A 523-nucleotide genomic window follows, 5' to 3' on the forward strand; every position below is an offset into this window, starting at 1 on the left:
GCCGACAGGTTCTGGATCATCTCCGGGGTGTGGCGGTGCCCGCCGCCGACCCCGTACGGGCTCATCGAACCCATCACCTCGGAGCCCAGCAGGTGCGTCTTGGCCGCCTTGCCCGCGCCCGAGGTGCCGGAAGCGGCGACGATCACGGCCTCCGGCTCGGCGAGGCGGGCGGCGTACGCGGGGAACAGGCCGAGGGTGACCGCGGTCGGGTAGCAGCCCGGCACCGCGACGCGCTTGGACCCCTCCAGCGCGGCGCGGGCGCCCGGGAGTTCGGGGAGGCCGTAGGGCCAGGTGCCGGCGTGCGGGGAGCCGTAGAACCGCTCCCAGTCGGCGGCGTCCTTCAGCCGGAAGTCCGCACCCATGTCCACGACGAGCACGTCGTCGCCGAGCTGCTCGGCGACGGCGGCCGACTGGCCGTGGGGCAGCGCGAGGAAGACCACGTCGTGCCCGGCCAGCACCCCGGCCGTGGTCGGCTCCAGCACCCGGTCCGCCAGCGGCAGCAGGTGCGGCTGGAGGCCGCCGA

1 protein-coding gene is annotated in these 523 nt (G+C 75.5%); it reads right to left on the reverse strand.

Annotated features, from left to right (window positions below; all coding sequences use genetic code 11):
• Window positions 1–523, reverse strand: a 523-nt coding sequence (locus tag LG634_RS37585) for an Asd/ArgC dimerization domain-containing protein (RefSeq protein WP_264204091.1), incomplete at both ends; no start/stop codon positions are given.

The sequence above is a fragment of the Streptomyces bambusae genome (genome assembly GCF_020532645.1).
Classification (GTDB): Bacteria; Actinomycetota; Actinomycetes; order Streptomycetales; family Streptomycetaceae; genus Streptomyces; species Streptomyces bambusae.